Source organism: Zoogloea sp. (assembly GCF_041904905.1).
In the GTDB taxonomy this organism is placed as follows: Bacteria; Pseudomonadota; Gammaproteobacteria; order Burkholderiales; family Rhodocyclaceae; genus Zoogloea.
Genome location: NZ_JAYRMI010000009.1, coordinates 1 through 24,024 on the forward strand (window position 1 = coordinate 1; position 24,024 = coordinate 24,024).

Genomic DNA, 24,024 nt, shown 5'->3' on the forward strand with positions numbered 1-24,024 from the left:
GTTGGCGACAATCCCAACGTCAGCCTGTCTGCAGTCGCAGCCTGACTCGCTCTCCTGCCAAACCGGAGACGATGACCCGCCGACCGCTTCTGCTGACGCTTCTTACACCACGCACCGGGACACGATCGCTGCGCCGCTAGCGCTTCGGAAGTGCGGCCAGGAATGCCTTCTGAAATTCCAGCGTGCACGAAAGCAGTGCCGACCAGTGATCCACCGCAATCCGGCCACTTGCCGCGGTGAAACCCGCAACATCTCCCTGCAACAGCGCTTTCGGGTCGTGGTCAGCCTGATGCACCCACTTGTGCATCGTCTCGGTGGTCAATGTCGTCACCTGCTCGCCGTACGTGAAGCCCAAGCGGCAGAGTCCGGCCGCAAGGTCGAGATTGGCCTGAAGACGCGCTCTCAGGTCTTCGTTCGCTTCTTGCATGATGTTCCCCTGTACAAGCCGAACCGCACGAGACTCGCGCCGGTTCGGCAATGACTTACTTGCCAAGGCTTTCCGCCAGGTCGCGATGCCCCTTTTCCAGTGCCCGGGCCTCTTGGGCCGCTTCCTTGAGTTTGGTCTTCAGATTGCTGCAGTGGGCCGCCCACAAGCCCGCATCACCTCTTGGGCGGCCAGAGTAGGAGGCTGCCATTTTTTCGTGCTGCTTGGACTCGGTCTCGTAACTGGCGGCCTTCTTTGCAAAGTAGTCGGCGATACGTTGGTGATCAGCCGCAGTCGAAGCACTGGAAATGGCTTCCGGGATCTCTGCAACGGGGGGCGTTGATGAACAAGCACCCAAGGTCAGAATCAGCGCTACGCCAGCGAGTGTCACGCCTAGATTGCGTTTCATGATGTTGCCTCCTTGTGAGTTCGCATACTCAGTGTGCGATCTGGCGACTGACAAAGGGGTGACGCAACCATTACATCCATGTCCTTGAAATGTCAGAAAGGTGTGCTTGACCCTCTTGATTCCCTGCAACGGCAAACCTGGTAGACGGTTAGCCGTCAGCTATCGCTGAACGTGATCTTGCGCCAGACGCCAAAAAGGTGAACAAGCCATCAAACACGGGGGTCTTACACCTTGTACGTCCTTCATGGTCAGATTAAACTGTTGTCAACAACAGTTTAATCTGACCATGAAGCTATCCCCACACCAAGTTCGGACTGTTCTGAGTGTGAATGAACAGACCTTACGCTACTGGAAGCGTACCTACTCGGCATTAGCCGGACGGCGCGGCTATGGACCTTGTTACACCTTTTCCGAGGTGCTGGTCCTGCTCGTGACCAAGCGCTTGGTCGAACAGTTAGGCGTGGATGTCAGCAAGCTGGAACCGATTGCGGTAGAGCTTTTTGAGGCCTGCAAGTCGTCCGTGATGTTGCTGAGTGGGGCTGATCACACCGTTTATGTTGATGTGGCACGCATGATTGTCATCCCGGGCAACGCATCTGAAAAATCAGCTGGAGGCGTTCGGATCGAGTTGTCCTTGCCTGACTTGGCGCGGGAATTGCGCGCCCGAATTCTGGATTCGCTCGGAGATGACGAGGCTGCACAAATGTCGCTCGCCTTGGGTCCTACTGCCATTGGATCTCCACCAAAACAAAAACAGGCATAAACCATGATGGAGTTACTACAAGTCAGTGATTGGCGTCGAACGCTGGGATACCTCCCCGTCCCCCTTCGCGAGGATGCGACGGAGCAGCGTTTCGTCATGCTAAATGGCGCCAAGGGCAATTTCTGCCTGGACATCAGAGGCGAGGAGACCGCACGGGGCGAGCAACGTGAGGTGGCTTGGTCTGCCGACGTGGATCACTACGTTCGCGTGGACACCTCGGGTGTCGAAGTTCTGCGTTGGGATCAGTCTGAGCCCATGCGATCTTCCGTCGCTGATGTTGTGAACAACCTCGGCGCTTTTCAACACTACCTGGAGACAGCGCGAGCGCCGCGAGAGCTTTCTGTGGTTGCGCACGCCCTGGGCATTTACAACCGAATTCGATCAAACTTGCCGGACGGCTCTGCTGGCCTAGAGGCTTTTCTCTTTGCATTGCAGCAAGCTTCTGATGAGACCGGGCACTCCATGCACTGGGCTGACCACGCACGCTGCGAAGCCTCTTGGTCTCGTGTCGGAAGCTCCACGCGTGAGCGCATTTTGGCCGATCTGCTGTCCCCCAAAGGAACGGACAAGCGGCCGCGCCTGCCACTGGTGTTGCGCCACGCCATGGGGCGTATCTTTCAGGAGGCACACAATCTGGTCATGCTCTCCCCCCAGATGAGCTTACTGGATGAGGGGGAACTGATTTCGCTGGGATCGACCTCGCGCTCCAGTGGAGCCTATTTCACGCCGACACCTCTGGTGCGCACCTTGGTAGAGCAGTGCCTGACACAGGAATTGCTGGCTCGACCGCAACTCACGCTCATTGACCCCGCATGTGGCAGTGGTGAGTTTCTCCGTGAAAGCATCCGGCAGTTGTCGCTGCATAACTATCGAGGTTCCCTGCGTGTCGTCGGATTTGATGTCTCTCAGCCCGCTATCCTGATGGCACGCTTTGCGCTCGCTCATGAAGCCCGAGGCTGGGAGGGGCGCGTGACGGTAGAGATTCAACAATGCGACGCACTCAACACGGCTTGGCCGCAGCAGGTGGATATCTGCTTGATGAACCCACCTTACGCTTCATGGCGTTCGCTTTCGGTATCGGCCAGAGAGCTGCTAACGGAGTCCTTGGGAACACTTGCCCAGTCCCGGCCAGATCTCGCGTTTGCCTTTTTGACCAAAGGTGTCGAGAGTCTCTCCCCGCAAGGCATGATGGGAGCCGTCTTGCCCGCTTCCCTGCTCGATGGAAAGTCAGCCGAACCTTTGCGAGAACGCCTTGACGCCCTGGCGTTCAAGCAAGTGGTCGTGCGTCTGGGAAACCAATCGATTTTCGATCAAGCAACCGTTGATGCCTCGCTTTATGTAGGGCGTCGGCAAGCCAAAGTCGATGAGTCTCCCTGCCCAACATTGATGGTTTGGGCAGACCACACCAGCGGCGCATCAGATCGCGCCCTACGGACCTTGCGCAGTCTGGACTGGGTGCCCAGCGATGGCCTGATTGAGATTGATCATGGGGATTACAGCATTTACTCCGAAGTCTGCGAAGGGACGTCGGGCTGGGCTCCACGTCCGCTTGCGTCCACGAAACTACTTCGTCAGTACAAGCCTTTGCCCCGGTTGTCTTCTTTGTACTCGATCAATCAAGGGACTATCACCGGTTTAAACGAAGCCTTTGTGCTGGACGATGACGAGCTCAAGCGGCTTCCACGGACAGAGCGTAAATTCTTCCGAAAGGCAATCATCAACGCGTCCATTCGTGACGGTCGTATTCACGATGGACACTGGGTTTTCTATCCTTATGGGGCGTCTATTCCCGTACTGGATTCTGAAGAGAAACTGTTCGAACTGCTTCCCCATTATGTGCGTGAGTATCTGGAGCCCAACAAGTCGGCACTCCGACGTCGTACCGGCATCGATGAGACCTCCTGGTGGCACTTGACGCGTAGGCGAGCCGTGCATGAACGATTCGTGCCCAAGATCGTGTCAACCTACTTCGGAAATGCGGGATCGTTCGCTTGGGACGCCACGGGAGAATATGTGGTTGTCCAAGGATATGCCTGGATTCCCAGCGATAGCGCCGTTATCAACGAAAAAATGGGGTTGGCGGCCATTGCGGTACTCAGTTCGGCAACCGTATCGCGACTGATTGCCGCGATATCGAACAATCTGGCAGGTGGTCAGTTCAATCTTTCTGCGCGCTACATGAGCAAAATGCCATTCGTGGACCTCCAAAATGAAGCACTAAGTGACCAAATCGATGCACTCGCTCTAATCGGGGTGGCTATCAGTCATGGGGAATCCTACAGCAAGGAGCTCAGAGACCGACTGACCGAGGATTTGTTTTCCATCTCTGCGACTGCAAAAGCATGAAACGACGCCGTGACAGACAAAAGCTTGCATCAGCAAACGCGTTGCCGGGTTTTCCTGTCGCAAAGATAGAGACCCTTGGGCGCCAGATGGCCCTTGCAGTCGGTAATCAGTTGGGGGTTCAGACCCCTTATGCACATCAAATCTCAACCCCACGGGGACCGAGCCTGCGAATCGCATGCAGACCATTGATAACCCGTGATGAAGATGGTCGCATGCCATTGTTGGTCATCAGAGAGCCCAAGGGGCAGGATGGGGTCTTCTTGGAAGTTGCGGTTGACTACAGTTGGGATGCAGGAGTGCATTACCTGACTCATGTCAGTCTAAAGCTCTATACCGGACCAGCACCGAACGCGTCTGCGTTACGTTTCAGAGCCGAGTGGGATCCTCGGGAGGCGGCACGTCTCCATGCCCAACCTCACTGGAACATTGACAAGGGCGATGATGACACTTCTCCACTGAATCAGCCCGGTGATCAGGCCCCCTGGATACCAGCAGCCAAGCCGGCCCCTTGGTTGGCTCCGGAACCGGCTAATCCAGAATCCAGTCTGGATCTCAAGAAATTTCACTTTGCGATGGCCGCAGGCTGGGAGCGTGAAGCCCCGCATCATTCCACGCCCATTGCCGACGAAAGCGCCTTAATACGATGGATGGCAGGGTGCGCCGGGTACATTCGTGATCAAGTGAGCGGTGTGTAGTCCTTCACCACACGAATGGCTGCAGGGTCACGCCGGCGCAGGCTCAGCTTGAAAATTCAAGAGCTCTGTGTGTCTGTTTCTGCCTTCCTGAGGCGCAGAGCATTACCCACCACACTTGCTGACGAAAAGCCCATTGCCAGGACAGCGGGATAATGGAAAGAGCCAACCCATACGCTGGATAGAGGACGCCAGCTGCAAGCGGGACACCGAGGGCGCTGTAGCTTCTCCGAACGGACAGACCAGGCTACCTGAGGTGTTCATCGTTGCGCCGATCAACTGGTCCGACGCCCGCTTGCTGACCGGCAGCGGCTCACCGGTCAGCCTCCACTCATTGATCGCGCCACTTCCTTCGACGACCACTGGCACTTTCTCGTCAGCCAGTCCGAACCCCCAGCATATCCGCGCTTTCCTGTTCGTTGTGCTCGAAAAAAAGCCACTGGCTGCACCGCTCGCGCCTCCTGTTGAGTAGTTTAGTGCGAATGTCCCGAATGGGTGTGCCCTCCGCTGTCATCAGGATCAAATCCAGCGCTGGCGCATCCCCCCAAAAGAAGCAGCATAGCCGCAGTCATGGCGATTGCGATTTTCTTCATCAATACCCCCTATCTTTGCGTTAGGTTAACAACAAAATCTGCACTTATCTCCTGCGGTCTGAATCAAGAATGATGCGAGGCCAAAATCTTTTGGTATAGCGCAAGGTTTGAATCGACCATTTTTTCAACAGAAAAGCGCTCCCGGACAATATCCTGCCCCAGACGTCCCATCATGGAACACCTTCCTGGGTTGGAGAGCAACTCCTCTATCGCCTGCGCTAGCGACTTTGAATCTCCAGGGGGGACAACAAGACCCGTTATTTCGTGCTGAACCATCTCTGGCATTCCACCTACACTCGTAGTGACAACAGGGATTCCGCTTGCCATCGCCTGAAGACCGACATTGGCAAACCCTTCTCGAAGTGCTGGATGGACTAACATGTCACTGGCACGGAGAATTGTGGAGATGTCAGAACGAAAACCCATGAATTGCACACATCCTCCAAGATCAAGCTTACGAACCTGAGCTTCAAGCCTAGAGCGATGGGGGCCGCTCCCTACAATCAGGACACGGATGTCTTTGAATTTATTTTTTAACGAAGGAAGTCCATCCAGCAGGATATGGTGCCCTTTTCTCGGAATAAGTTGCCCGATTACACACAACAACGGAGATGCCGGCAAAACATCCAGGACCTTCCGGGCTTCCCATTTACTCAAGGTCGAGTTATATGCGCTTGCATCAACCGCGCTATGAATCACTTCTATTTTTTCAGAAGGAAAGCCAGCCTCTTTCATTACACTTGAAATCCCATCGGAGACGCATACTATTGCCTTCGGGATTTTTCCAATGCAGAGGCCGTTTAGCATCCCTGCTGAGATAGGATTGTCCACACGCCGAGTTATGATTACATTTGGATGCCCAACCCACTTTGCGGCCAAGGCGCCCAAGATGTCTGCGCCTCGGCGGCTGTGCAAATGTACGATATCGGGTTTTGCCGAGCGGATGATCCTGCCCAGTGTCAGGAGCAACCTTAGGTCGTGATCACCTCCATAACGCACGCCTTGAACATCAAGTCCCTCTCCTGTCGCCGCACGATAAAGCTCACCGTCGTCAGGACAGACAAGGAGGGCAGGCACTCCACGCTCCTCTAAGCCATGGACAAGATGCTTGGTTTGCATTGCCCCACCAAAGAGATGCCGGCCCGTTTCCAAGTGTAAAGTTCTGATCGTCATTTTAATTGTCTCTCTGCTGTTTCCGCATGCAGCGCGGAGCTATCAGTTTGAGACCCTCTGACTGACAATCAGGTGAGGCTCGAATTACATTTCAGACATCATTAAGACAGGAAGTTCCTCCTGTATTTTTCACGTTCAATCGTAATTTTACTCTTACTTATTCGATAGCAGCCTTCTGCTGCTCGCGACGAATGTAGGAGATTATGTGTGCCACGCTGTCTGGCGTAACGAGGGGGATCGGAGGCATGTCCCCAAATTTCCAATGGTGGGAACGAACGCCATTCTTTGCTGCAATCTGAAAAGCCATATCAGAGTGATGGGATGAAAGGTAGATGCGATGAAGGAACGGAGGCCCCTTCGCAGTCCCCTTCAGATCCGATCCATGGCAAACAGCACAGTGGTTATTGAAAAGTGACTTCCCGGCTTGTACGTCTGGTTTAAGTCCAGGGCTTTGTTTTGGAATTTCCCATCCCTGTCCACTCACCGAGATGCTGCTCGTTGCCATAACAACTAAAACGAGATTCTTTGTGTAACTCATACCTATTTCTCAATTCCTCTACTCAGCCGCCACTGCTTCACCAGAGCATAGATCGCCGGGATCACCGCCAGGGTCAGCACCGTCGAGGAGATCATTCCGCCAACCATCGGTGCCGCGATGCGGCTCATCACCTCGGAGCCGGTGCCCGTCCCCCACATGATCGGCAAGAGGCCGGCCATGATGGCGACGACGGTCATCATCTTCGGGCGCACGCGCTCGACAGCACCTTCCATAACCGCCTCATAGAGGTCGCCGACGTTGGGGGCACGGCCGGCAGTGCGGCATGTGGTCTTCACGGCTTCCCAAGCATGATCGAGGTAGATCAGCATCACGACGCCGGTTTCTGCTGCCACGCCGGCCAGCGCGATGAACCCCACCGCCACGGCCACCGACAGGTTGTAGCCGAGCAGCCACATCAGCCACACCCCGCCGACCAGCGCGAAGGGCACCGACAGCATGACGATCAGCGTTTCTGTGATGCGCCGGAAGTTGAGATAGAGGAGCAGGAAGATGGTCAGCAAGGTGATCGGGATGACGATCTTCATCTTCTCGATGGCACGCTCCATGAACTCGAACTGGCCGCTCCAGGTGACGTAGTAGCCCGGTGGGAACTTGATCTGCTCGGCGACAGCCTTCTTCGCATCCGCCACGTAACCGCCGATGTCCCGGTCACGGATATCCACGAAGATATACGCCGACAACAAGGCGTTTTCCGTACGGATGCCCGGCGTGCCTTTCGCAACCGAGACCTTCGCCAGCTGCCCTAGCGGCACCATCGTGCCGCCCATGGTCGGTACGAGCACTTCGCGGGCGATCTGCTGCGGGTCGGAACGCAGCTCGCGCGGGTAGCGCACCGTCACGCCGAAACGCTCGCGGCCCTCGACAGTCGTGGTGACCATCTCGCCACCCAGCGCGCTTCCGATAACGTCCTGCAGGTCACCGACGGCCAGGCCGTAGCGGGCCAACTGCTCCCGGTCGGGCTCGATGTTGAGGTAGAAGCCACCGGTAATGCGCTCGGCAAATGCACTGGTAGTGCCAGGTACGGTCTTGACGACGGCCTCGATCTCCTTGGCCAGCTTCTCCATTTCACCGAGATCCTTGCCGAAGACCTTGATGCCGATGGGCGTACGGATGCCGGTGGACAGCATGTCGGTGCGGGCCTTGATCGGCATCGTCCAGGCATTGGCGACGCCGGGGAACTGCAGGGCCTTGTCCATTTCTGAGATCAGCTTGTCGGTCGTCATGCCCGGCCGCCATTCGGATTGCGGCTTGAGGTTGATGACCGTTTCGAACATCTCGGTGGGCGCTGGGTCGGTGGCGGTGTTGGCGCGGCCGGCCTTGCCGAAGACTGATTCGACTTCCGGGAAGCTCTTGATGATCTTGTCCTGGGTCTGCATCAGCTCGGCGGCCTTGGTGATCGACATGCCCGGCAGCGAGGCCGGCATGTAGAGCAAAGTGCCTTCGTTCAAGGTCGGCATGAACTCGGAGCCCAGACGGGACGCCGGATAGACCGACACGGCCAGGACAATCACCGCGAGGACGATGGTCATCTTCTTCCAGCGCATGACCGCGGCAATGATCGGCCGATACACCCAGATCAGTACCCGGTTCACTGGGTTCTTCGCCTCCGGCATGATCTTGCCGCGGATGAACAGCAGCATCAGCACCGGCACCAGGGTCACCGACAGAATCGCCGCACCGGCCATCGAGAAGGTCTTGGTGTAGGCCAGCGGCGAGAACAGCCGGCCTTCCTGGGCTTCCAGCGTGAACACCGGCAGGAAGGAGACGGTGATGATCAGGAGCGAGAAGAACAGCGCCGGGCCCACTTCCTTGCAGGCGCCCAGCATGGCTTCGAAACGTTCGGCCGTGGAGTGGCCCTCCGGCAATCGCTCCAGGTGCTTGTGGGCGTTCTCGATCATCACGATGGCCGCGTCGATCATTGCGCCGATGGCGATGGCGATGCCACCCAGGCTCATCAGGTTGGAGTTCATGCCCAACAGACGCATGGCGATGAAGGCCATCAGGACACCCACCGGCAACATCAGGATCGCCACCAGCGCGCTGCGTACATGCAGGAGGAAGACCACGCAGACCAGCGCCACGATGATCGATTCTTCGATCAGCGTGCCCTTGAGGGTTTCGATGGCCCGGTGGATCAGCTCGGAGCGGTCATAGACCGTCTGCACCGTCACGCCTTCCGGCAGGCCCGGGCCGATCTCGGCGATCTTGTCCTTCAGGTTGTGGATGACCTCCAGTGCGTTCTGGCCGTAGCGGGCCATTGCGATGCCAGCCACGACTTCGCCTTCGCCGTTCAGTTCGGTGAGGCCACGGCGTTCATCCGGTGCCAGCTCGACCCGGGCGATGTCGCGGATCAGCACCGGCGTTCCCTTGTCGGCCTTCACCACCAGCCGTTCGATGTCCTCCCTACCACGCAGATAGCCCTTGCCGCGCACCATGTACTCGGTTTCGGCCATTTCCACTACGCGGCCGCCCACGTCTCGGTTCGAGTCGCGGATCACCTGGGCAACTTTCATCAGCGGAATGCCGTAGGCGCGCAACTTCACCGGATCGACGGTGACCTGATAGGTCTGAACGAAGCCGCCGATGGAAGCCACTTCGGCAACACCGTGGGCCTTGGCCAGCTGGTAGCGCAGATACCAGTCCTGGATCGTGCGCAGCTCGGCGAGGGTCTTGTCCTTGGCGATCAGCGCGTACTGGTATACCCAGCCGACGCCGGTGGCGTCCGGCCCGATCTGCGGCGTGATGCCCTTGGGCATGCGCCCGGCGGCGAAGTTGAGATATTCCAGCACCCGCGAGCGGGCCCAGTAGATGTCGGTGCCGTCTTCAAAAATGATGTAAACGAAAGACGCGCCGAAGAAGGAGAAGCCGCGCACCACCTTCGACTTGGGCACCGACAGCATCGCCGTGGTGAGCGGATAAGTGACTTGGTCCTCGACCACCTGTGGCGCCTGGCCGGGGTATTCGGTGTAGACGATGACCTGCACGTCGGAGAGGTCGGGCAGCGCGTCGATGGGCGTGCGCAGCACCGCAAACACCCCGGTGGCGAGAATGAAAAGCGTGGCAAGCAGAACCAGGAAGCGGTTTCGGCCCGACCAGTCGATGATTTTGGCCAGCATGATGGATCCTGTGTCAGTGGCCTGCGTGAGGGTTGGCAGCTGGCACCGCCGTGGCGGCTTTGCCGGCAGGGGCCACCGAGGTGATAACCCATTCCCCTGGCTGGCGCTCGACGAACTCGACATCCACCCTGGCTCCCGGCTTCAAGGCCTGCAGCAGCGATGGATTGGCAAGCTTAAACTCCATGGTCATCGCCGGCCACTTGAGGCTGGCGACCGGGCCGTGACTCAGGCTGACCGTCCCGTCCCTGGCATCGACGCTGTCCACCGTGCCTTCAGCACGGTGCCCGGCGGCCTGGGGCGCCGCCGCAGGCTTCTCGCCGTCATTTCCGGATTTCGGCGCGCCGCCATGGCCCGAATGCCCAAAGCCGCCGACCGCGGCTTTCAGGTTGCTTTCCGCATCGATCAGGAAGTTGGCGGCGACGACGACCTTTTCGCCGGCCTTGACGCCATCCATCACTTCAATGTGGCTTTCACTACGCCCACCCAGCTTCACGTCCCGCGGCTCGAAGCGACCTTCGCCATGCGCGATGAGGACGATCTGTCGGGTACCACTGTCGATCACCGCCGAGGTAGGAACAGTGACGACCTGTCCCTTGCGCTCCACGGGCACATCGACCTGAGCAAACATCGCGGGCTTGAGGAGCTGGCCCGGATTGGCCAGTTCGACCCGCACCGGCACCGTCCGCGTTTCGGGATTGAGGGTCGGATAGACATAGGTCACGCGGCCTTCGAAAACCTTGTCCGGGTAGGCATTGATGCGCACCTTTGCGATGGCCCCCGTACGCACTTGAGCAATGTCCTGTTCGAACACGTCGGCCACAACCCATACCGATGACAGGTCGGCAACTTGGTACAAGGTATCGCCCGGCATGAAGCGCATGCCCTGCAGGGCTTTCTTCTCGGTGACGACGCCAGCCACCGGCGAGCGGAAGGTTAGCGTGCGTTTGGTGGAGCCCGATTTGGCGAGTGCGCGGATCTGCTCGTCGGAGATGTCCCAATTGCGCAGGCGCAAGAGGCTGGATTCGGCGAGTTGCTGCATGCTGCTCCGCGCCTCGCTGCCGGCGTCCTTCAGTGCTTCGACACCCTGGGCGGCAATGGTGTATTCACGCTGGGCAGAGACCAGTTCCGGGCTGTACACCTCGAACAGCGGCTGGCCCTGGGCGACCGGCTGCCCAGTGACGTTCACGTGCAGGCGTTCCACGTAGCCCTCGAACTTCGGGGAGATGGCAAAGCTGCGCCGTTCATCAATCTCGATGCGGCCAGCGGCGCGCACCTGCTTGTCGAGGGTACGCAGTTCCGCCGCCTCGGTTCGCACGCCAAGCTTTTGCACTTTCTCGGTACTGATCTTGATCGAGTTGGCGGCTGCAGGCTCGTCGTCAGCCTCCCCTTCGTAGACCGGGATGTAGTCCATCCCCATCGGGTCCTTCTTGGGCGTCGGCGAGGTGTCCGGCAGGCCCATCGGGTTGCGGTAGTACAGCAGCTTGCGTTCCTTCTTTGCACCTTCTACCGAAGGGGCTGCAACCTGACTGGCGGCAGGTTCATGACTTGCTGTCGGCCGCTGCCCCAGCCAGTAGCCGCCACTGGCAGCCAGGGCGACCGACAGGCCGATCGCAATACCTGCGCCTGTTTTCATAGATCTTCTCCGAGGATTCGTTCGATTTCTGCAAGGCGCATCTGCGCGTCGGCCTGAGCCTTGATACGGTTTTGACGGGCCTGACGGATCTGCCGCTGGGCGTCGAGCAAGGTGGCGAAATCGACTTTGCCGGTCTCATAACCGGCCAACGCCGCCTTGAAAGTCAGTTCGGATTGCGGCAACAAGCTGGTTGCAGCGAGGGTCTCGGTTCTGCGGGCCGCCTCGAAGCCGGACAGGTTCTCGGCCAGTTCACCCAAAACCTGGTTGGCGGTGGCGTCGCGACGGGCTTTCGCGGCTGACAACATGGCTTCCGACTCCCGCTCCTGGGCACGGCGTGAGCCCTGCTGCAAGGGCAGGTTCAGCTCGACCATCAACTCCCATTCCTTCACGGAACCCTGGTACTGGATTGGCGAAACGCCCAGCGTGAAGTCCGGATAGCGGTTCTTGTAAGTCAGTTCGCGATTCTTTTCGGCCGAACGGATGCGTGCCTCCTCGGCAAAGAGCTGCGGGTTCTTTGTCCGCACACGCTCCTCAAGGGCCAGCGGGTCGAGTTGGGCCGGGGCCGGGAGCGTTCGCAGGCGCTCTGGCGCAGCCAGGGGGGACGCGCTGGGCCTTGCAAGGAGGGCATTCAGCCTTGCCTGGAGCTGCCGGCGTTCATTCTCGAGGGCAACCAGCTCGCTCTTCATGCCGGTCTGCTCCACCTGTGCCCGAATCACGTCCTGCTGAGCCGCCAAGCCACCTGCGTAGCGCACTTGGGCGATCTTTTCCAGGCGTGTCATCAGATCGAGGATCTCGCGGGTCAGCTGTTCATTGCGATGGACGTACTGGAGCTGGGAATAGGCTGTCTTGATCCGGGCCGCCAGTTCCGCCCAGGTTCCACTGGCACGACCTTCGGCGCCACGGGCATCGAGTTCGGCGATTTCCCGCTTGAGATCCCGCTTCCCTAGCCAGGGCACGTCCTGCATCAGCAGGTACCGCGTGCTGCCGACGCGGGCCGGCGCCAGCGTCGGGTTCTGCTCACCCATCCGGGTGATGTCGCGCAACTCAGTACGCAACTTCGGGTCGGGCAAGGCGCCGGCCGGAGTGACCCGCTCGGCGGCGGCTTCGGCCTCGTAGCGCATTGAGGCGTATTCAGGATTGCGGCTGCGGGCGAAGTCCAGCAGCGATTCAACGTTGGCGCCAAGTGGCACGTCCTGTGCCTGCGCAGCCAGACTGAATGCCCCCAGCAGCATGGCGTACAACCAACTTACGCGCGGTTTCGTACGCATCTTCATTGATGAGACTCCCTGAATATTGTCAAACTCTGGCAATCAAAGCCACTGCACCAGAAAGCCGTCACTTCTTACGTCGCCCCTTGCGCTCACGCGACTGCACCTTGACGACTCTCGTCGACTTTGGGACGGGCCGCTTTCTGAGTAGCCAGAGCACGAGCACGCCCAACATAAGTCCGGCGGCACCACCAATCATGAGCACCGCTGTCAATTGCTCATGATTGAGAATCGATATGTCGACCCGATGCACGGCAACACGAGTAACTTAGTTGCGTTCCAGATGCACCACGGTCATCGCACCGTTGATCTGATCCGCCATGAAGCGGACCTTGTCGCCGGCCTTCACCTGATCCAGCCAGGCCGGATCCTTGACGCGGAACACCATGGTCATTGCCGGCATGCCGTTGGGCAGCGGGCCATGGGACAGAGTGAGCTTGCTGGCAGACTTGTCGACCTTTTTGACGACACCATCGGTCATCTGGGCAGAAACACCGCTTTTTTCGCCGTGCATGGCGGTGTGATCCGCATGCTCGTTGGCAGCGATGGCGGGAATGGAAAATACGGTGCCCAGCACTGTGGCAAGGACGATGAACGGAGTTTTCATGGAAATTTCCTTCATGAGAGATATCGGATATCAGTGATGGGCAAACACGTTGGTCGAACCATCCGCTTTGACGAGTAACGTTTCGTAGGGCATCGGCTTCGCACTTTCCATGCCGGGGGAGCCCGGCGGCATAGAGGGAACGGCCAAGCCAACGGCCTTGGGCTTCTCTTTCAGCAGGCGCTGGACATCCGCTGCCGGTACATGCCCCTCGATAAGGTAGCCGCCGACCTTGGCCGTGTGGCACGACCCGTACGCTTCGGGCATGCCGAGCTTCTTGCGCTGTCCCGGAACGTCTTCCACGTCATGCGTCTTCACGTCGAAGCCCTGGGCACGCATGTGTTCCACCCACTTACCGCAGCAACCGCAATACGGGCTCTTGTACACATCGACCGGGGCTCCGGCCAGGACGGTGCCCGCCATCAGGCCCAGCACGGACGACAAGATCAGCGTCTGCAGTTTCATGACGATTCCTTTGGTGATTGGGATGGCTCATTCTGGCAAGCGCACACCGACGGGAAGCTGTCCTGAAAATTACATTTTTGTAATCTTCAGGCAAAGGCGCTACAGCCCTCAGTGCGTGTGCTTGAAGCCGGGCGGATGCGTGTGCCCCTTCTTCTCTACTACGGCGGGAGAGACGGGTTCATCCTTGGTATGGTCGCCATGAGCATCATGGGCATCAAGCCCGCCATGGCTGTGTCCTTCGCTGGATGCAACAAGCGCCGTGTAGTCCGCCGCAGTTTGCCCGGGCAGCTTCTGAAGAAAAGCGACCAGATCCCAGATCGCTTCATCCTCCATCCCGCCCTTCGACCAGGCAGGCATGCCTGAGGCCTTGATCCCGTGCTTGATGATCCAGAACTGACGGGCCTGGGCCAATTCGGGATCGAGCGCAGCTTCGGGCTTGATGGTCAGCTTTGGGGGCGTCGGATAAAGCCCTTTCCGGATCTCCGCGTCCTCTGCTTCCGGGGACAAGTGACATCCCACACACATTGCATCGTAGTTACCCGAGCCCCGGCGGACTCGTTCCGGATTTGTCAGATCAGCAGGCGGCTGGATCTCACTTGCGCGTACTGCAATGGAGCGCTCACGAGCGAACTCGAGCAAACGATAGGTCAGCGGGTGATGAGGCTCGTCGGCGGCGACGTTGATGGCGCCGGAGTAAAGAAGGACGGCCCCTGAAGCCGCACCCAGGGCAGCCAGAACCGCCAGGGTGATCAGAGTCTTGTTCATGATGGGGTTCCTCAGTGCTTGTTATCGTGACTGGAGCTCAGTGACCGGAGTGCGGGCCAGGCTTTCGGACCTGCACTTCCGTTGCTGCGGGCTTGCCCGTTGCCGGCATGGATTGTCCCCCCTGGGTTCTTGCGCGCGGCGGCTCAGCGGCGGGCCCAGTCCATTCATAGGCGCGAGTGCCGGGAGGTTGCTTGTACCAGCCGGGGTCGGAGTAATCGCCGACCTTCTGCTCGGCACGGACTTTCAGGACCGTGAACATGCCGCCCATCTCTACCGCGCCATAGGGGCCTTGGCCCGTCATCATCGGAAGGGTGTTGTCCGGCAGCGGCATTTCCATTTCACCCATATCGGCCATTCCACGCTCGCCCATCACCATGTAGTCGGGAATGAGATCGGTGATCTGCTTGGCGGCCTCCCGGTGATCGACCCCGATCATCGTCGGCACGTCGTGGCCCATCGCATTCATCGTGTGGTGGCTCTTGTGGCAATGGAAAGCCCAGTCACCGGCTTCGTTCGCGATGAACTCGACCTGACGCATCTGCCCGACGGCGATGTCGGTCGTCACTTCCGGCCAGCGCGACCCCTTGGGTGTCGGGCCACCATCGGTGCCTGTGACCGTGAATTCGTGGCCGTGCAGGTGAATCGGATGATTCGTCATCGTCAGGTTGCCGACGCGGATACGTACCCGGTCGTTCTGGCGCACATTGAGGGAGTCGATGCCCGGAAAGGCCCGGCTGTTGAAGGTCCACAGGTTGAAATCGAGCATCGTGTTCACCTTCGGCGTGTAACTGCCGGGATCGATGTCGTAGGCGTTGAGGAGGAAGCAGAAGTCCCGGTCCACCTCGTCGATGAGCGGATGCTTGTCCTTCGGATGGGTGACCCAGAAGCCCATCATGCCCATCGCCATCTGGGTCATCTCATCGGCGTGGGGGTGATACATGAAGGTACCGGGCCGGCGTGCCACGAACTCGTAGACGAAGGTCTTGCCGGGGGGGATCTGAGGTTGGTTGAGTCCGCCGACACCATCCATTCCGCTAGGCAGGCGTTGCCCGTGCCAATGAATGGTGGTGTGTTCGGGCAAGCGGTTGGTGACGAAGATGCGGACCCGGTCGCCTTCAACCACTTCAATCGTCGGGCCGGGACTTTGTCCGTTGTAACCCCACAGGTGGGCATTCATGCCGGGAGCGATCTCCCGGACGACGGGCTCGGCCACGAGATGAAACTCCTTGACACCCTTGTTCATGCGCCACGGCAGCGTCCAGCCGTTGAGAGTGACCACCGGGTTATAGGGTCGCCCCGCGCCTGTGTTGCCTCGTGGGAGATGCGGAGGCGCCGTGTTCGGATCCTCCTTCATTATGAGTTCAGGTAGTGCCGCCATGGCGACGGGACTGACCGAGGCCGCGGCCACGGCGCCGCCGGTCAGGCCCAGGCTTTGGATGAATGCGCGACGGGATGTCATCGGGTGTCCTTTCGGTTCAGTGATCCGGGCGGCCGGTGCTGGCCGGGGAAGTGCGCGCGGCGGCGGCGAGGGAAGGCTTGCCGATCAGGGCCATCTGTAGATCACTCTGGGCAATCCAGTAGTCACGCAGGGACTCGATGTAGCTGTTCACGCTGCTGATCTGGGAGCGGGCATCGGCAAGCAGATCGAAGACCCCGATCAGCATACCGTTGTAGCGCAGCAGGTTCTCTTCGGCGATCCGCTTGTTGAGCGGCACGATTTCGTCCCGATAATGCTTTGCAATGTCGAAGCTGTTGCGATACGCCGAATAGGCTTCGCGGACTTCCGAACGGGCGTTGATGGCGGCTTCCGCCGCACGTTCAACGGCCTGGCCATAGATGGCTTCCGCCTTGGCCACCTTACTGCCGCCAAAGTCGAAGAGCGGGAGTTCGAAACTCACTTCGTAGCCGCGTTTGTAGCCGCTATCCCGCGTGCCCTCCAGGACACGCGCCGGCCCGAACTCCAGCACGTTGATGAAGCGCGTGGCCTGGGTGAGGCCAAGGTTCTTGGCCAGCGCCTCGGTTTCGAGACGGACCGCCTGGAGATCGAGGCGCTGATCCAGTGCCGTTTGCTCGACTGCCGGCAGCTCGTCGGGCAACTTGGGCAGATCGGGCAGGCGCTCAGGGAGCCGAATCGCCTGGGGGGATGGCAGGCCCAACAGCTTGGTCAGGCGCTCCCGCGCCACAATGCTGGCCTGCTCGGCCCGAGCCAGGTCGAGGGCTGCGGACGCATAAAAACCTTGCTCGCGCGCCTGCTGCAGTCGGTTGACGTTACCGGCTTCCGCCATCTTGCGGGCCAGGCCCGCGCCGGCTTCCGCGGCCTGCCTGACTTTCCGGAGGTAACGGACCGACTCTTCGGCCGCGATGGCTCCAAAGTAGGCCTTGCGCGTTTCCGAGGCCAGCCTCGCCACCTCCAGCGCCGTCATGCGCTGGATCTGGGCGAAGTTGCGTTTCTCGACCTCCACGGCAAGCGGCATGGTGATCAGCGCAAACAGGTTGAAGGTCAGCACCTGTTCGATCTTGAATTCACGTACCCCATTCTCGGCACGACTGGTGCGAAGCATCGAAAAATGAGGGTTCGGCAGGCGCCCGGCCTGGACCATCTCGGCTTCGCTGATCCCAAGATCGTAGAATGCGGCGCGAAGTCCCCGGTTGTTGTAAATGGCGACCTGAACAGCATCTTCAGCAGCCAGAGGCTTGGCCAGCAGCTCGCTCACGCGGGCATCGATCTCCTTGCGGGCTTCGTCGCTCCTGACCCACTGGGCGTCTGCTCCGATGCGGGTGCGGGTCGTTTCACGCACGGTGTCGAAACCTCCGTCCGAGGAGAAACTGGCACAGCCGCTCAGGACCAGCGTTCCAAGCACCAGGGCGGTCAGCCCCTTGATGGAGCGGGAGTGTCGTGCAGATAGGGTTGAGCGCATGGCAGACTCCTAATGGTGATGGTCAGCAGGAGGCCTCGCTGAGGCCGGCGGCGTCGCTCCGCTTTCCTTCTGCAAAGCCCCATCGGTGTTGGCAGGTGCCGAATGGCCCGTATGCGTGCCGCCTGATCGCTGGACACCTTCGTTAGCAGCTCGCCATGAGCCAACGGGGACTTCCGACCAGGCACGATAATCGGACAAGGAGGGCGCATTGGGGGACGTCCTGAAGGCAGGCTCCAGGGTGGGCGGCTCAGCAGCCAGGACGCTTTTCGTCAAGGCCAGTGCCAGCAGCCCGAGCAGAATTGATCGCATCGGTCGTCTCCGTGGGGTCAAAGAGGGGCATCGGGAATCTGGTGTTCCCATGGCGAGCAGTTTGGGGCGCAAAAACCGACAGGAGACTGACCCGGGAATTACATCTTTGTAATCTTGGGAAGAGTGGAAGCGACTTGCGCCAAACTAACGCTGCCACATAGAGAATGCTGCGAGGAAGACAATGAAAATACTGATCGTCGAGGATGAGCCCAAAACAGGGGACTACCTCAAGCAAGGGCTGGTTGAAGCGGGCTTCAATGTGGATCTGGTACGTGACGGCATGGACGGGCTGCACTTCGGGATGACCGAAGCTTACGACCTCATCGTGCTCGACGTGATGCTACCGGGCCTCGATGGTTGGCGCGTCCTGCAGGCCTTGCGCAAGGCCGGCAAGGAGATGCCTGTCTTGTTTCTGACCGCCAAGGACAGCGTGGATGACCGGGTCAAAGGGCTCGAACTGGGAGCCGACGACTATTTGGTCAAACCCTTCGCCTTCTCTGAGTTGCTGGCTCGCGTTCGAACGCTCTTGCGCCGGGGCACCAAAAACAAAGAAGTTGATGCTTTACATGCGGCAGACCTAGAGCTGGACCTCCTGCGCAGGCGTGTCACACGAGCCGGCAAGCGAATCGATCTCACCGCGAAGGAATTTGCCCTCCTTGAACTCCTGCTACGGCGGCGTGGCGAAGTGCTGCCGCGCTCCCTGATCGCCTCCCAGGTGTGGGACATGAACTTCGACAGCGACACCAATGTGATCGAGGTGGCAGTGCGCCGCCTGCGGGCCAAGATCGACGACGGCTTCGAACCCAAGCTGATTCGCACTGTGCGTGGCATGGGCTATGTTCTGGAGGAACAAGAGTGCGAGTAGTTCGCCCAGGGAGCCGCCGCAAGTCCCTGACCTTCCGCCTGACCCTGCTGTTCGCGGCTGCATCGACCGTGGTGTTGCTGATACTGGGTTTGATTGTGGCCAAGTCCGTCGAAGACCACTTCGAAGAGCAGGACATGGAGGCCCTGAGCGGCAAACTTGAGCTGATTCGCCACGCCTTGGCCAAGGTGAATTCGCCAAAGGACCTAGCGGCAATTCCGCAGCAAATGGATGACGCCTTGATCGGCCACCATGGCCTGATCGTGGCCGTAAAAGGACCGGACGGTCAAACTCTGTTCGCCACCCACGACGCGCCCTTCCCCCAACCTTTAATGGATCGGGTCAAGACACCTGAGGCTAAGCGCCCTTACGTGTGGCAGGTCGATGATCGGTTGTCGTTCCGGGGCATCGTGGCTCAAGCACCAACCGGGGTGCAGGCTTGGTCGCCTGCCGTAGTCGCCGTGGCGACGGATATTTCCCATCACAACAGCTTCATGGATTCATTCATGAAGACACTTTGGAGTGTCGTCATTGGGGGCACACTGGCGACTGGACTACTCGGTTGGTTTGCCGCCCGTCGAGGACTGGAACCACTTCGCGAGATGAAACGCAGAGCCACGGAAGTCAGCGCCCAGCATCTCGACCAGCGTTTGCCTGTGGACACCGTTCCCGTCGAACTGGCTGAGCTGGCTGAATCCCTCAACGACATGCTGGCCCGGCTGGAGGAGTCGTTCAAGCGACTTTCAGACTTTTCGTCTGATCTGGCCCACGAACTCCGGACCCCGGTCAGCAACCTGATGACGCAAACCCAGGTTGCCCTTTCCAAGACTCGTAGCTCCACCGAGTACCGGGAAGTGCTGGAGTCTAACTGCGAGGAGTTCGATCGTCTGTCGCGGATGATTTCGGACATGCTGTTCCTCGCCAAGTCGGAAAACGGCCTCATCGTGCCGGGTCAGGAAACCTTTGATCTGGCGGACGAAGTCACGGCCCTGTTCGATTTCTATGGTGCCCTGGCCGAAGAAAACAGCGTCACACTACGGCTTGAGGGCTCAGGACAGGTGACCGGAGACAGGCTGATGCTCCGACGGGCCATCGGTAACCTGCTATCCAACGCGCTTCGCTATACCCCGTTTGGTGGGCGCATTGTCGTGACGGTGAGCGTCGTACGAGACAGTGGAGACGCCGAGACAATCCACCTCGCTATCGAAAACACTGGGGAGCCCATCCCGTCGGAACACCTGTCACGTCTCTTCGACCGCTTCTACCGCGTGGATGCATCCCGTCGCCACACAGGGGATGGCGCCGGGCTGGGCCTTGCCATCACTCGCTCAATCCTGCGATCTCACGGAGGCGACATTGAGGGACGGGCGGGGGAAGGAAGCAACATTTTCGAGATGTGGATGCCGGCGTCGATAGTCACGCCTCACGGCACTGATTAACTTTATCAACTTAGCCTGGTCGAGACGAACATATTACGCTTCAAGCTATTGGGGGTGCGACTGGCCGCTTGAGAGTGAAACTACAGGCTCCAGAGGTGCATGTGCGCTGCGCAATTCCGAATACCATCACATATTTTTGGCGTTTCGGTGACGGTTGCTTACCCCTGAAATCCGTCTGGGGTTGGGGCTACGGCGCCTGAATAAGAGTTATGCAACAATTTCTTGTCCGCACCAGAAAACGGTAAGCCAAGTTTGATAGCCAGTCGGTAGGCCCAAGTCGTACGATAACGGCTATCCTCCTTGCCATCCCGCTTTGGCAATATTTTCGGTAATCGACGGCACACGCAAACTTCGCGCAGGGCACTGTCAGCACAAGAATCCCAATGCCCACCGTTGTCGACCATGGTATCCAGGACTGTCTTCACGTGCATATCAATATCGGAGAAGGGCGCCGGTTCCAAAAACGAAAGTACCATTGTAGAGAGCGCCCATTCTCCACCCCGATCCACATCGACCAACACCACCGGTGGCTTGCCTGTAACATTGATGAGGGTAACCAAACAGCAACGCGGGCGACGACCGATCGTTGAGAATGCGCGGCCCGGCTTCAGCCGGCACAAAGACATGGATATCTCTGTGTCGCTTATTAAACCCGCCATCATTTCGATGGTCTCCGCCAATGCTTGGAGATCGCCTGCAAGATCCCACGGGCAGGACTCCAGCGTACGGAATTCGAGGGGAGGAATGCGCGCGCCTCGGCTTTCTCGGCTGACCCCGCCTTTAAATAGAGGTCTGTTCGTCACTGCCCCCCCAGTTACCACGTTGTCTTCGGTCGGAGATTTGCCGTTGACGCTATGTCGCGATCTCCCCGTCTCGCGCCAAATTTTCTTTATTGGCACTTTGATCGTGAATTCTCGAGACTTTGTCCCTACCTCAATGGCCAGCTGACCTGCCGCCACCCGAGTACCCTCTTCAGCCGTTGAAATTTCCACGTCAGACTCCTGTTGACACACTTTTGGCTTTCTGGCCCCACCTTCGGGAGTAATTGGAACTGTGTCACTAGGTCTCCGAAAACTGGGGTGGCCATAGCGTAATCGCAAGCATGGAGACGAGCGCCCGGTGAGATGGATGATCTCTAGCACCAGCCAATCTGCACCCTGCCTGACCCCACGAAACGCCAGTTTTGACTCAGGAACGTCCGGCAAATCCAAACTAACATACTGCTGCCCAGCGGATTTCGTATAAACGCTATCCCATGTCCGACGACCTTCGGGGTGAATCGCAAGCCAAGCGAATTCCAAAGCAAAGCTCTTGGAAAGTGACCGCCTAGGCATGTCGGAGGTAAATCTGAGCGTCAGTTCTTCGTAGATACCAAGGGGCTCGAATTGGTATAAAGTCATCAGCTGCCCCGGAACCATAACCGCGTTGGCCAACGTCTTGTTATGCAACAGTAGGTAACGTACTAGCTCCATCGTCGGAACGAAGATCCTCTCACCGTCGATCTCGTATCGAATAACCCTCTGCACTCCACCCTGATGCCCAAAGAACGGATATAAGCCAGTAGGAATGTCGGCGGAAGTCACTTCCACCCCATTTGCCAAGTTAGAAATTAATACAGGATGAATTACTCCATTCGACTGCGTATCCAACAACAATCCATCTTCAAAGCGCAGTCCTAGAGAAATAAATGGAAATAGTCCAATGGGCAATGGCCACATTCTCACCCGTCCGGATCGCAAACCACGGGTGACCACCCTCAAGAGCCAACTTCCATCCGCGCCCTGCTCCAAACCAACAAGCCAATGAATTTCAAGCGGCTCGTCCACTTCGCGGAAGGCACTGACTGTCAGATGCCTCATAACAGAGGCGCTCCTGGCAAAACGGCGAGCTCAAGGGCTGCCTCGACCTCCATCGTCACTTGCCGCGACAAACCAGCTTTGCGCTGTATCCGCCACACAGCTAAGGATTGACCGGCATTTGCAAGCTCATGGGCAGCCCAAGCAACGCGGCGGCTCTGGAAGCTCGCGGTCGTATCTCGTAAGCGACTGAGCAAGGCCGCTGTGTTGGGAAGACGACGAAGATGGCTCGAAAGCCAAGTAGGATCTGCAGTCCTACGGCAAATTTCCGCCAAAGTTACTTTGCGAGGAGGGAGTTCGTGACGGATTTTTTCGGCCAGATCTGTGACACGCTGCATCCATTCAAGGTCAAGACTCGCCCAAGGGCTGACGACTCGAACTCGGCGGGAGACTTTTGCCGCGGGCTGATTTGTCACCAGCCATTCTTTGTCATGGCGATACAGCCACATGAACAGCGCCGGCTCTAACTCGGACAAAGCTTTGCGACCCAAATTGGGGTGGTTCTGCTGCAGATCCAGCCACGCCTTGCGGTACCCTCCCGAATCACAGACCACGGGAATCGATACATTTGCCGGGGCCCAAATCGCATTCAGATTCAGTTTTGCGGCACGTAGCCGGACCGTACGAGGGTCCACATGCAGCCGCCGTGCCGCCTGACGAATACCGATTCGATCATCAACTAATTGTCGAATCAGCCGATCGAACTCGGCCCCAAAACGCAAAGGGCGGGGACGGCTTAGGGTGCCAGACGAATTATCAACATTACGAGCATAGGCGTAACCACAAGCGCATTCGAACACGCCCACGATGCGGCCACGATTGCGGTGGGTAACCACCCGCTCGACTAGAAGTTCGCCCTGATGACCGCTCAACGGGTTGAGACAGGGCCAGGGGCCAACTCCAAAGGGTTCGTCACTCGCCAAACCCTTTAAGAATTCCTGCAGTAATATGTTCAGCAAGGGATGTAGTGCCCGGCTAGGCCGCTGTGTGAGCACGACAAGCCAACTCATGTCAGCCAACCCAACATCGGCGAGTAACGGCTGCAAAGCCACACCAAAATGGTCCCGAAACCTCTCTTCCAGCTCATTCTGTTTAACCCTGCCGGAGGATGACGAAAGACCAGCCCTGATCAAGCCGCTCCGATACCAGGCTGCCCATTTCTCACGATTTCGCGCTTGCGGCATGAACTCCAGCGCTTGCCGGCAAGCTCGTGCTACCGAAAGCAAGGTCTCATCGTTCTCCAAGGACGTCGGTGTGACCTCCCTGCCACAGTCACAATTCGCGCTGGTTGCCGCAATGAAGGCATGACGATTTCCAAGTGCAGAAGGGATAGCACTCGACCTCAAGATGACGCCGTGATCCGGGCACAGCAGCACCCCCGGCAACTGATGCGTCCGTCGCCAATAAGGCTCACCATGCGTGCGCTCCATCTCAAGGACGCATTCTGGGCAGAATCGCAATTGCCTGACACGAGACGCTGCCGTGGCAAGGCCCAGAAGCAGATGTAGCCCAGCAAGGGAGCCACCAATCAAAGCACGCAGCACCCGTTTCCGGACATCCGCCGGCTGAAATGCCAGATAGTACGGAAACAGCGTGTAGTCCACAGCCAGTCGCTCGGGACTCATTCCCCATCTAGGAGGTAGATGTGTGGATAAGAGACCAAGACTCCCCTGTAGATCCAGCCTTGCGATCACCCCGCGGCAACCAAATAGATCATCCAGCGTCTGCTTGGGGCTGCTCGAACCAACATGTCGATGGTATCTTGCCAGAAGACTGTAGAGCAACTCGTCGCGATAGGGCTCAGGGAAATAGACAAGCATGCAGAGCAAT

At 58.6% G+C, this 24,024-nt stretch carries 18 protein-coding genes and 1 pseudogene; 4 read left to right on the plus strand and 15 right to left on the minus strand.

Annotation, left to right across the window (positions count from 1 at the left end):
- Positions 1-136 precede the first annotated feature (136 nt).
- Both ACE3N6_RS04240 and ACE3N6_RS04245 read right to left on the minus strand, forming a co-directional pair.
- Entirely contained in the window at positions 137-427 is a 291-nt protein-coding gene (locus ACE3N6_RS04240) for a hypothetical protein (RefSeq protein ID WP_299888781.1), read from the minus strand.
- A gap of 55 nt (positions 428-482) precedes the next feature.
- A complete protein-coding gene (locus ACE3N6_RS04245; protein WP_299888778.1) occupies positions 483-833 on the minus strand; it encodes a hypothetical protein in 351 nt (116 codons plus the stop codon).
- A gap of 325 nt (positions 834-1,158) precedes the next feature.
- Between ACE3N6_RS04245 and ACE3N6_RS04250 the strand changes: the two genes are divergently transcribed.
- Together ACE3N6_RS04250 and ACE3N6_RS04255 are read left to right on the plus strand one after the other, a co-directional pair.
- The gene (locus ACE3N6_RS04250) at positions 1,159-1,596 is read left to right on the plus strand and encodes a hypothetical protein (RefSeq protein WP_374243935.1); all 438 of its coding nucleotides are present in this window, start codon (positions 1,159-1,161) and stop codon (positions 1,594-1,596) included.
- Between the two features lie 3 nt (positions 1,597-1,599).
- A complete protein-coding gene (locus ACE3N6_RS04255; protein ID WP_374243936.1) occupies positions 1,600-3,942 on the plus strand; it encodes a class I SAM-dependent DNA methyltransferase in 2,343 nt (780 codons plus the stop codon).
- 989 nt (positions 3,943-4,931) lie between these two features.
- Here ACE3N6_RS04255 and ACE3N6_RS04260 read toward each other — a convergent pair.
- From ACE3N6_RS04260 to ACE3N6_RS04310, 11 genes and pseudogenes are all read right to left on the minus strand, one after another.
- Positions 4,932-5,003: pseudogene (locus ACE3N6_RS04260) on the minus strand (hypothetical protein); the annotation flags it as partial.
- Between the two features lie 287 nt (positions 5,004-5,290).
- Positions 5,291-6,400 carry a glycosyltransferase family 4 protein gene (locus ACE3N6_RS04265; protein ID WP_374243937.1) on the minus strand — a complete coding sequence of 370 codons (1,110 nt, stop codon included), beginning with the start codon at positions 6,398-6,400 and terminating at the stop codon, positions 5,291-5,293.
- A 157-nt stretch (positions 6,401-6,557) separates the two neighbouring features.
- Entirely contained in the window at positions 6,558-6,938 is a 381-nt protein-coding gene (locus tag ACE3N6_RS04270) for a cytochrome c (protein ID WP_374243938.1), read from the minus strand.
- A gap of 2 nt (positions 6,939-6,940) precedes the next feature.
- Positions 6,941-10,075 carry an efflux RND transporter permease subunit gene (locus tag ACE3N6_RS04275; protein ID WP_374243939.1) on the minus strand — a complete coding sequence of 1,045 codons (3,135 nt, stop codon included), beginning with the start codon at positions 10,073-10,075 and terminating at the stop codon, positions 6,941-6,943.
- A 13-nt stretch (positions 10,076-10,088) separates the two neighbouring features.
- Positions 10,089-11,708, minus strand: a complete 1,620-nt coding sequence (locus ACE3N6_RS04280) for an efflux RND transporter periplasmic adaptor subunit (protein WP_374243940.1) — start codon at positions 11,706-11,708, stop codon at positions 10,089-10,091.
- On the minus strand, positions 11,705-12,982 hold the full coding sequence (locus tag ACE3N6_RS04285) for a TolC family protein (protein WP_334170135.1): 1,278 nt from the start codon (positions 12,980-12,982) through the stop codon (positions 11,705-11,707). Before ACE3N6_RS04285 ends, ACE3N6_RS04280 begins: the two co-directional genes overlap by 4 nt.
- A 262-nt stretch (positions 12,983-13,244) precedes the next feature.
- The gene (locus ACE3N6_RS04290) at positions 13,245-13,598 is read right to left on the minus strand and encodes a copper-binding protein (protein ID WP_374243941.1); all 354 of its coding nucleotides are present in this window, start codon (positions 13,596-13,598) and stop codon (positions 13,245-13,247) included.
- Positions 13,599-13,613: 15 nt separating this feature from the next.
- Positions 13,614-14,045: a DUF411 domain-containing protein gene (locus tag ACE3N6_RS04295; RefSeq protein WP_374243942.1), complete on the minus strand. Its 432-nt coding sequence runs from the start codon at positions 14,043-14,045 to the stop codon at positions 13,614-13,616.
- A 108-nt stretch (positions 14,046-14,153) separates the two neighbouring features.
- Positions 14,154-14,810: a cytochrome c gene (locus ACE3N6_RS04300; RefSeq protein ID WP_374243943.1), complete on the minus strand. Its 657-nt coding sequence runs from the start codon at positions 14,808-14,810 to the stop codon at positions 14,154-14,156.
- Between the two features lie 37 nt (positions 14,811-14,847).
- The gene (locus ACE3N6_RS04305; RefSeq protein WP_374243944.1) at positions 14,848-16,269 is read right to left on the minus strand and encodes a multicopper oxidase family protein; all 1,422 of its coding nucleotides are present in this window, start codon (positions 16,267-16,269) and stop codon (positions 14,848-14,850) included.
- A gap of 16 nt (positions 16,270-16,285) precedes the next feature.
- Positions 16,286-17,728 carry a TolC family protein gene (locus ACE3N6_RS04310; protein ID WP_374243945.1) on the minus strand — a complete coding sequence of 481 codons (1,443 nt, stop codon included), beginning with the start codon at positions 17,726-17,728 and terminating at the stop codon, positions 16,286-16,288.
- A gap of 490 nt (positions 17,729-18,218) precedes the next feature.
- Between ACE3N6_RS04310 and ACE3N6_RS04315 the strand changes: the two genes are divergently transcribed.
- Together ACE3N6_RS04315 and ACE3N6_RS04320 are read left to right on the plus strand one after the other, a co-directional pair.
- Positions 18,219-18,902, plus strand: a complete 684-nt coding sequence (locus ACE3N6_RS04315) for a heavy metal response regulator transcription factor (RefSeq protein ID WP_374243946.1) — start codon at positions 18,219-18,221, stop codon at positions 18,900-18,902.
- The gene (locus tag ACE3N6_RS04320) at positions 18,893-20,338 is read left to right on the plus strand and encodes a heavy metal sensor histidine kinase (protein WP_374243947.1); all 1,446 of its coding nucleotides are present in this window, start codon (positions 18,893-18,895) and stop codon (positions 20,336-20,338) included. Before ACE3N6_RS04315 ends, ACE3N6_RS04320 begins: the two co-directional genes overlap by 10 nt.
- A 158-nt stretch (positions 20,339-20,496) precedes the next feature.
- Here ACE3N6_RS04320 and ACE3N6_RS04325 read toward each other — a convergent pair whose 3' ends face one another.
- The gene (locus ACE3N6_RS04325) at positions 20,497-22,197 is read right to left on the minus strand and encodes a hypothetical protein (protein ID WP_374243948.1); all 1,701 of its coding nucleotides are present in this window, start codon (positions 22,195-22,197) and stop codon (positions 20,497-20,499) included.
- Positions 22,194-24,014, minus strand: coding sequence for a TnsD family Tn7-like transposition protein (locus ACE3N6_RS04330; protein ID WP_374243949.1), 1,821 nt, complete (start codon positions 24,012-24,014; stop codon positions 22,194-22,196). The genes ACE3N6_RS04325 and ACE3N6_RS04330 overlap by 4 nt, the downstream gene beginning before the upstream one ends.
- Positions 24,015-24,024 lie beyond the last annotated feature (10 nt).

Bases quoted from the DNA above. Each gene is read 5' to 3' on its own strand.
- ACE3N6_RS04240 (WP_299888781.1), bottom strand. From the start codon at position 427: ATGCAAGAAGCGAACGAAGACCTGAGAGCGCGTCTTCAGGCCAATCTC.
- ACE3N6_RS04245 (WP_299888778.1), bottom strand. From the start codon at position 833: ATGAAACGCAATCTAGGCGTGACACTCGCTGGCGTAGCGCTGATTCTG.
- ACE3N6_RS04255 (WP_374243936.1), top strand. From the start codon at position 1,600: ATGATGGAGTTACTACAAGTCAGTGATTGGCGTCGAACGCTGGGATAC.
- ACE3N6_RS04265 (WP_374243937.1), bottom strand. From the start codon at position 6,400: ATGACGATCAGAACTTTACACTTGGAAACGGGCCGGCATCTCTTTGGT.
- ACE3N6_RS04270 (WP_374243938.1), bottom strand. From the start codon at position 6,938: ATGAGTTACACAAAGAATCTCGTTTTAGTTGTTATGGCAACGAGCAGC.
- ACE3N6_RS04275 (WP_374243939.1), bottom strand. From the start codon at position 10,075: ATGCTGGCCAAAATCATCGACTGGTCGGGCCGAAACCGCTTCCTGGTT.
- ACE3N6_RS04280 (WP_374243940.1), bottom strand. From the start codon at position 11,708: ATGAAAACAGGCGCAGGTATTGCGATCGGCCTGTCGGTCGCCCTGGCT.
- ACE3N6_RS04285 (WP_334170135.1), bottom strand. From the start codon at position 12,982: ATGAAGATGCGTACGAAACCGCGCGTAAGTTGGTTGTACGCCATGCTG.
- ACE3N6_RS04290 (WP_374243941.1), bottom strand. From the start codon at position 13,598: ATGAAGGAAATTTCCATGAAAACTCCGTTCATCGTCCTTGCCACAGTG.
- ACE3N6_RS04295 (WP_374243942.1), bottom strand. From the start codon at position 14,045: ATGAAACTGCAGACGCTGATCTTGTCGTCCGTGCTGGGCCTGATGGCG.
- ACE3N6_RS04300 (WP_374243943.1), bottom strand. From the start codon at position 14,810: ATGAACAAGACTCTGATCACCCTGGCGGTTCTGGCTGCCCTGGGTGCG.
- ACE3N6_RS04305 (WP_374243944.1), bottom strand. From the start codon at position 16,269: ATGACATCCCGTCGCGCATTCATCCAAAGCCTGGGCCTGACCGGCGGC.
- ACE3N6_RS04310 (WP_374243945.1), bottom strand. From the start codon at position 17,728: ATGCGCTCAACCCTATCTGCACGACACTCCCGCTCCATCAAGGGGCTG.
- ACE3N6_RS04315 (WP_374243946.1), top strand. From the start codon at position 18,219: ATGAAAATACTGATCGTCGAGGATGAGCCCAAAACAGGGGACTACCTC.
- ACE3N6_RS04325 (WP_374243948.1), bottom strand. From the start codon at position 22,197: ATGAGGCATCTGACAGTCAGTGCCTTCCGCGAAGTGGACGAGCCGCTT.
- ACE3N6_RS04330 (WP_374243949.1), bottom strand. From the start codon at position 24,014: ATGCTTGTCTATTTCCCTGAGCCCTATCGCGACGAGTTGCTCTACAGT.